9 protein-coding genes and 1 pseudogene are annotated in these 7,296 nt (G+C 67.5%); 7 read left to right on the top strand and 3 right to left on the bottom strand.

What is annotated here, in order from left to right; all coding sequences use genetic code 11:
- The 3 genes from AC1D12_RS19350 to AC1D12_RS19340 form a co-directional block, all read left to right on the top strand.
- Window positions 1-351: porin (locus AC1D12_RS19350; RefSeq protein ID WP_477842298.1), on the top strand; the 351-nt coding region annotated here is incomplete at its 5' end.
- Window positions 352-460: 109 nt separating this feature from the next.
- Window positions 461-718, top strand: a complete 258-nt coding sequence (locus tag AC1D12_RS19345) for a type II toxin-antitoxin system Phd/YefM family antitoxin (protein WP_477842296.1) — start codon at window positions 461-463, stop codon at window positions 716-718.
- On the top strand, window positions 715-1,146 hold the full coding sequence (locus AC1D12_RS19340; RefSeq protein ID WP_477825586.1) for a type II toxin-antitoxin system VapC family toxin: 432 nt from the start codon (window positions 715-717) through the stop codon (window positions 1,144-1,146). The genes AC1D12_RS19345 and AC1D12_RS19340 overlap by 4 nt, the downstream gene beginning before the upstream one ends.
- 32 nt (window positions 1,147-1,178) lie before the next feature.
- On the opposite strand, the gene AC1D12_RS19335 is transcribed toward AC1D12_RS19340, so the two are convergent.
- The gene (locus AC1D12_RS19335; protein ID WP_047502890.1) at window positions 1,179-1,637 is read right to left on the bottom strand and encodes a CBS domain-containing protein; all 459 of its coding nucleotides are present in this window, start codon (window positions 1,635-1,637) and stop codon (window positions 1,179-1,181) included.
- Between the two features lie 115 nt (window positions 1,638-1,752).
- On the opposite strand from AC1D12_RS19335, the gene AC1D12_RS19330 reads away from it, so the two are divergent.
- From AC1D12_RS19330 to AC1D12_RS19315, 4 genes are read left to right on the top strand one after another with little or no spacing between them, the layout of a single operon-like run.
- Entirely contained in the window at window positions 1,753-3,057 is a 1,305-nt protein-coding gene (locus AC1D12_RS19330; protein WP_477842294.1) for an O-acetylhomoserine aminocarboxypropyltransferase, read from the top strand.
- Window positions 3,054-3,875 carry an alpha/beta fold hydrolase gene (locus AC1D12_RS19325; RefSeq protein WP_477825583.1) on the top strand — a complete coding sequence of 274 codons (822 nt, stop codon included), beginning with the start codon at window positions 3,054-3,056 and terminating at the stop codon, window positions 3,873-3,875. Before AC1D12_RS19330 ends, AC1D12_RS19325 begins: the two co-directional genes overlap by 4 nt.
- Window positions 3,872-4,189, top strand: a complete 318-nt coding sequence (locus AC1D12_RS19320; protein ID WP_047502895.1) for an Mpo1-like protein — start codon at window positions 3,872-3,874, stop codon at window positions 4,187-4,189. Before AC1D12_RS19325 ends, AC1D12_RS19320 begins: the two co-directional genes overlap by 4 nt.
- A 9-nt stretch (window positions 4,190-4,198) precedes the next feature.
- Window positions 4,199-5,467: a diguanylate cyclase domain-containing protein gene (locus AC1D12_RS19315; RefSeq protein ID WP_477842292.1), complete on the top strand. Its 1,269-nt coding sequence runs from the start codon at window positions 4,199-4,201 to the stop codon at window positions 5,465-5,467.
- On the opposite strand, the gene AC1D12_RS19310 is transcribed toward AC1D12_RS19315, so the two are convergent.
- Window positions 5,437-6,762, bottom strand: a complete 1,326-nt coding sequence (locus AC1D12_RS19310; RefSeq protein ID WP_477825581.1) for a hypothetical protein — start codon at window positions 6,760-6,762, stop codon at window positions 5,437-5,439. The two genes, AC1D12_RS19315 and AC1D12_RS19310, sit on opposite strands and share 31 nt — an antisense overlap.
- A 92-nt stretch (window positions 6,763-6,854) precedes the next feature.
- Window positions 6,855-7,296: pseudogene (locus AC1D12_RS19305) on the bottom strand (YihY family inner membrane protein); the annotation flags it as partial.

Below are 7,296 nucleotides of genomic sequence, written 5' to 3'. Positions count from 1 at the left end.
GACTGGCACGGCACGGCCGGCGTGATCTCGGTGAACGACCGCAGCGCGGTGGATGCCGACGGCCAGGGCTTCTGGGTGGGCGGCGACTACCGCTTCGGCGCGAACACGGTGCGCGCGCAGTACGTGCAGAACAAGGCCAAGAACGTGAACGAAGGCAAGACGCAAGCCTTCGGCGTCGGTTACCAGTACGATCTGTCGAAGCGCACGGCGCTGTACAGCGCGGTGACGCGCTTCAAGAACGAAGGCGACGGCTATGCTGATCGCTGGGCCAGCGCCGTGCCGGCCGGCCTGACGAACGCCGGGGACCGCAACATCACGGAATTCACCACCGGCATCCGCCACTCGTTCTGAGTGAGCCGCTGGTGAAGAAGGCCCGCTCTGTGAAGGGCGGGCCTTTTCATTTCTGTTGTCGGCGCACCGTCAATCTAGTAACGTTGCTACGTAGATGGAGGACGCCGCGATGAGGATCACCACCACACTTTCCAGCAGGGAATTCAACCAGGACACGGCTCGTGCGAAGAAGGCCGCTGCACAAGGACCGGTGGTCATCACGGACCGCGGCCAGCCGTCTCATGTGTTGATGACCTACGAGCGCTATCGCGAACTCACGGGAAACCTGCCGAGCATCGTCGACTTGCTCGGAATGTCCGAGGGCGCCGATATCGAGTTCGAGCCTGGGCGATTGGGCTCCGCTTACCGCGCGGCGGAGTTCGACTGATGTATCTGCTCGACACCAACGTGGTGTCCGAGCTGCGCAAGGCTCCGAGCGGCCGCGCCGATCCCCATGTGGTGGTTTGGGCGGCTTCCGTCACTGCGGCCGATTTGTCGATCTCGGCGGTGACTGTTCTTGAACTGGAGCTTGGAATATTGCGATTGCAGCGTCGCGACGCTGCGCAATCTGCGAACTTGCGCAGATGGATGGACGAGCAAGTCCTGCGCACCTTCGGCGAGAGGATTCTCCCCGTGGACACGACGGTCGCTTTGCGCTGTGCCACCTTGCACGTGCCGGACCCGTGCTCCGATCGCGATGCGCTCATCGCTGCGACCGCCCTGGTTCACGGCCTGATCGTTGTCACCCGAAATGTCGCCGACTTCAAAACCACCGGCGCGCGGCTTCTGAATCCGTGGCATCGCGAACAAGCGTGATTCCAGGGAGACGCCTCGCCGAGCGAGCAGCGTCAGTTCTGAACAGGTTGTTGATCCTCGACGGGCCAGTCGCGGATATACGCCTTCAGCATCCGGTTCTCGAAGTCCTGGCTGTCGACCACTGCCTTCGCGACGTCGTAGAACGAGATCACGCCCATCAGCGTGCGCTGCGTCATCACCGGCATGTAGCGGGCGTGGCGCTCGAGCATCATGCGGCGCACCTCGTCGATCTCGGTCTCGGGCGTGCAGGTCAGCGGGTGGTCGTCCATCACGGTGCGCACGATGGTCGTGCCGACCGTGCCGCCGTTGCCGACCACGGCCAGGATCACCTCGCGGAAGGTGAGCATGCCGGCGAGGTCGCCGTGCTCCATCACCACCAGCGACCCGATGTCGCGCTCGGCCATCGTGCGCACGGCATGCGCCAGCGGCTGGTCGGGCGAGACAGTGAAAAGCGTGCCGCCCTTGACACGCAGGATGTCTGCGACTTTCATGGGTCCTCTCCTTGGGGGTGTGTCGGGCCAATATAGCCCACAATTCTTCACAACAACATCCCCGGCTGCACCCACGAGGTGCCTCCGGCGGCCGCGAAGAACGACAGGAGATCCCATGCCCGGCCCATCCGACCCCGGCTTCGACACGCTTGCGCTGCACGCAGGCGCCGGCCCCGACCCGTCCACCGGCGCCCGCGCGGTGCCGATCCACCTGAGCACCAGCTTCGTGTTCGAGAGCAGCGACCATGCCGCGGCGCTGTTCAACATGGAGCGCTCGGGGCACGTCTACAGCCGCATCTCGAACCCGACCACCGCGGTGCTGGAAGAACGCGTCGCGGCGCTCGAAGGCGGCACCGGCGCGATCGCGACCGCCAGCGGGCAGGCCGCCCTGCACCTGGCGATCTGCACGCTGGCCGGCGCGGGCTCGCACATCGTCGCGAGCAGCGCGCTGTACGGCGGCTCGCACAACCTGCTGCACTACACGCTGGCGCGCTTCGGCATCGCCACCACCTTCGTGCGCCCCGGCGACATCGACGGCTGGCGCGCCGCGATCCGCCCCGAGACGCGGCTGCTGTTCGGCGAGACCGTCGGCAACCCCGGGCTGGACGTGCTCGACATCCCCACCGTCAGCGCGATCGCGCACGAGCATGGGCTGCCGCTGCTGGTCGACTCGACGCTGACCTCGCCGTGGCTGATGCGCCCGTTCGACCACGGGGCCGACCTCGTCTACCACTCGGCCACCAAGTTCCTGAGCGGCCACGGCACCGTGATCGGCGGCGTGCTGGTCGACAGCGGGCAATTCGACTGGGACGCCTCCGGACGATTCCCCGAGCTGACCCGCCCCTACGACGGCTTCCACGGCATGGTGTTCAGCGAGGAGAGCACCGTCGGCGCCTTCCTGCTGCGCGCGCGGCGCGAGGGGCTGCGCGATTTCGGCGCCTGCATGAGCCCGCACACCGCGTGGCTGATCCTGCAGGGCGTCGAGACGCTGTCGCTGCGGATGGAGCGCCACATGGCGAACGCGCGCAAGGTGGTCGCCTTCCTGGCTGCGCACCCGATGGTCGCGCGCGTCGGCCACCCCGACCTGCCGACCCACCCCGACCATGAACTCGCGAAACGCCTGCTGCCGCGCGGCAGCGGCTCGGTGTTCAGCTTCGACCTGAAGGGCCAGCGCGCGCAGGGCCGTGCCTTCATCGAGGCGCTGAAGGTGTTCTCGCACCTGGCCAACGTCGGCGACTGCCGCTCGCTGGTGATCCACCCGGCGACGACCACGCATTTCCGCATGGACGATGCCGCGCTCGCGCAGGCCGGCATCACGCAGGGCACGATCCGGCTGTCGATCGGGCTGGAGGATGCCGACGACCTGATCGACGACCTGTCGCGCGCGCTGCGGGCCGCGCAGAAGGCGGGTGGCGCATGAAGCTCGACGTGCAGGGCCGTGCGGCCTTCGTCTACACCGGCGGCAAGACACTCGACCCCGGGCTGCCGGCGGTAGTGTTCATCCACGGCGCGATGCACGACCACAGCGTGTGGGGGCTGCAGAGCCGCTCGCTCGCGCACCACGGCCGTGCGGTGCTGGTGCCCGACCTGCCCGGCCACGGCCGCAGCGACGGGCCGGCGCTGGCGAGCGTCGAGGCCTGTGCCGACTGGCTGCTCGCGCTGCTGGCCGCGGCCGGCATCGAGCGTGCGGCCCTGGTCGGCCACAGCATGGGCTCGCTGATCGCGCTCGAAGCCGCCGCCCGGCTCGGCGAGCGCGCGAGCCGGCTGGTGCTGCTCGGCCCGGCGTACCCGATGAAGGTGTCCGACACGCTGCTGTCGACCTCGCTGGATGCGCCGCTGAAGGCGATCGACATGGTCAACGCGTTCTCGCACGCCGGCCACGCCGCCAAGCCTTCGGCCCCGGCGCCGGGCTTCTCGCTGCACGGCGCGAACCGGGCGCTGATGCGCCGCCTGCAGGCGGGGCACGCCGCCGCGGGGCATGGCAACCTGTTCCACCAGGATTTCCAGGTGTGCAACCGCTACGCCGGCGGGCTCGAAGCGGCCGCCCGGGTGCGCTGCGGCAGCCTGATGATCGTCGGCGCGCACGATCAGATGACGCCGCCGAAGGCGAGCGCCGCACTGGCCCATGCGTTGCATGCGAAGGTTCTGGCGTTGCCGGCCGGGCATTCCCTGATGGGAGAGGTGCCCGACGCCGTGTTGAATGCGATCCAGGCCTTCATTTCGGAGGAAGCCCGATGAACAGCAGTACCGTTCAGTCGCTGAAGAGCTTCGCGGAGTTCTACCCGTACTACCTCGGCGAGCATGCGAACCGCACCTGCCGCCGCCTGCACTTCATCGGCTCCAGCCTGGCGTTGCTGTGTCTCGTGACCGGCCTCGTGCGCGGCCAGCCGCTCTACTTCGTCTACGCGCTGCTGTGCGGCTACGGCTTCGCGTGGGTCGGGCACTTCGTGTTCGAGAAGAACCGGCCGGCCTCGTTCAAGCGCCCGCTGTACAGCTTCATGGGCGACTGGGTCATGTACAAGGACATCTGGGTGGGCAGGATCCCGTTCTAGAGCCAGGCCATGGACGCCAAGGACCTGCCCGTCCTCGAGCAGCTCGCCCACATCGAGCGGCTGATCGATGCGATCGACCTGCCGATCGGCCGCTGGGACCTGCAGCACCGGCTGGTGTTCTGCAACGACCCCTACCTGAGCTGGGCGCAACGCGGCCGCGAGGAGCTGCTGGGCCACACGCTGGCCGAGCTGTACGGCGACGAGGCCTGGGAGCGCGCGAGCGGGGCGTTCGCGCAGGCCGCGCAGGGGCGCACCGTCAACTACGAGCGGCGGCTGAAGCACGGCTGCCATGCCGGCCGCTGGGCGCGCATCCAGGTGCTGCCGCACCTCGACCCGGCCGGCCGCGTCGACGGCATCTTCACGATCGCGATCGACATCCACCAGGATGTGCTGGAGCGCGAGGCGCTGGTCGCCGCACGCCAGCGGCTCGACCGCTTCACCGAGAACATCCCGTTCCCGCTGACCTACGTCGACCGCGACTTCGTGCTGCGCTTCGTCAACAAGGCGTATGTCGAGGCGACCGGCCAGCAGCCGAAGCAGTTGCTGGGCCGGCCGATCGGCGACGTGCGCGGCTCCAAGCGCTGGGCCGAGCACGAGYCGTACTTCGTGCAGGCGCTGGCCGGGCACACGGTGCAGTACGCGCGCATGGTCGACCTGGCGTCCCAGGGGCAGCGCTGGATGCGCACCAGCTACGTGCCCGACTTCGATGCCTGCGGCGAGGTGATCGGCGTCTACACCGTGACGGTCGACGTGCACGAGCTGACGATCACGCAGCAGCAGCTCAAGCGCAGCGTCGAGCGCGACGCGCTGACCGACGTGCTGAGCCGGCGCACGATGATGGACCGCATCGAGGCGGCGCTGCTCGATGCGGTGCAGCTGCCGGTGGCGCTGTTCTTCGTCGACCTCGATGGGTTCAAGGCGGTGAACGACCGGCTGGGGCACCGGACGGGTGATGAGCTGCTGGTGTCGGTGGCACGCGCGCTGCAGGCCGCGGTGCGCGCCGAGGACGCGGTGGGCCGCTTCGGCGGCGACGAGTTTCTGGTGCTGGCGCCGGTGCGCGACACCGCCGGCGCGCATGCGCTCGCGCTGCACATGCTGCAGGCGGTGGCGGGCGTCGACCGGCATGGCATCAGCGCGAGCATCGGCTACGCGCTGGCGCCCGGCGATGCGCAGAACCCGCAGCGGCTGCTGCAGCTGGCGGACGATGCGATGTACTGCGCGAAGCGGCGGGGCAAGAATTGCGTGATTCATGCGAGCAACGGGGCTGACCGCAGTTGAGCGGCGAATCTTTGCAGAATCGATTTCAACCCAATGACGTCGACAGCTTCGGATACCTCGGCAATCACGCAGCGCACCTGAAAATGCCAGCGTTTCTCCAAGGCGACCGGCAGTTGGGTCATCGCGCAACACAGCGCCTGGACAGCGTCTGCCCTTTGGCGTCGATTCAGGCGACCCATCCCCAATGACACGGCATGCGCCGCGATCTCCGCCGCAGCCTCCTGACAGTTGAGGGACGGGCAGCAAGGGGACGAGGCGTCGACACTCGATATTGCATGATCCATCCGTTGGATGACGAACAACAGGCTGATCCTGCGTTCCCCAACGGCATCGGCGGGATCGGGCAATGCAGCCGCGATCAGGTCTGCCTCCGGAAGCCTGCGCAGCAGATCTTTGTAGCGTCCCAGCTGCACCACAAGCATTCGCAGTGCGGAATCGATGTCTCGGCCATCGCCACGATTGCCGGCGGTGGCCGCGCGCCACGGCTCGGATTTGATCGCCGCCAGTTCAGCCAGAAAAGTCTGCTTCTCCGCGACGCTGGCCAGCCATTGAACGGCATCGGCCAGTTGTTCCGGCGTCTTGGCTGTGAAGACCTTGGCACGGAACCAGGGCAGTCTTGCCCTCAGCCATTCGGATCCCGTCAACGGAAGCGAGCCCAACCGATCGCACGAACTGAAGAATGTCCGGGCCTGCAGTTGCGGAGTCCATGTCGCGCATCTGAGCTCTTCACCGATCGCGCGCAGTTGACCTCGGACATGCACGCCATCAATCGGCGCAGCAGCGGGCCACTCGACGGCGAGGTTCAAACGCTTGATCGCAACGATCAGTTCGCCCCAATCATCAGACACTGCGTGCGCTGGGTCGGGCATATCGCGGAGGATCTTGTCGAGCGACTGTCCGCCAGTGAAGAATGGAGCTGCACGCCACTGGTCAGCCAACCGGCGCAGCGACATCGCGGCCCGCTTGATGGCACCTACCCGACCGCCCCGGTCGTCGACGGAAGATGCCTCCAGCAATGTGGAGCGAACCGTCTCCAGCTCGGCCAGGAGACGTCGCCGCTCGGGATGGAGAACGGCCATCCATTGCACGCATTCGCGAAGCGGATCCTCGGGTATCCATCGATCCCTGAGGGCGAGCATCGCCGTCAATTCCGGCAGACCCACGCAAGCATCCAAAGCGGCCAGCGTGGTGGCCGCATTTGTCTTGTTGAGCGCATGGCTGTTCCGCGCCGTGTCCCGCGAGGCCAGAGGAACATTCGGAATGAAGACCGGAGGGCCGGAGGGCAATCGATGCATGGTGAGAGGCGCAGGAAACCAAAAACGTTCTGTGGTCGCGCGCACTCGCGAGGTTCCGGTCCGCGACCGACACAGATGCACCCGTACCGCGTTCAATCCGCCGCGATCACGTCCCTCAACATCATGTTGCCGAACTGCGCCCGGTGCCAGAACCCGCGCAGCGTCGGCGTCGGGTCGAGCAGCACCTGAGCGATCAGCGGCTGCGCCGAGGTGGTCGCGGGGTCGCACAGCAGCACGTAGCGCGAGTTGCCCTCCTCGTCGAGCCGGCCGACCCAGTCGATCGCGACCAGCGTGTCGAGCAGCGGCTCGATCTGCAGCGGATCGGTGCGCAGCGTCTCCGACAGCTGCGCCGCGCTGATGCCGTGCGTGCTGAGCGCGCGCGCCTGCGCCAGCTCGCGCAGCATGCCCACCGCCAGCTGGAACAGGTAGCCCGGCGTGGACGGCCGGCGGATCACGCGCATCTGCAGGCTCGGCGCATACGCCGCGACCACCGCGCCGAGCAGCACGATCACCCAGCCGAGGTAGATCCAGATC

It is taken from the genome of Rhizobacter sp. P1_G5 (assembly GCF_056405435.1).
This window is presented reverse-complemented; position numbering and strand designations above follow the sequence as displayed.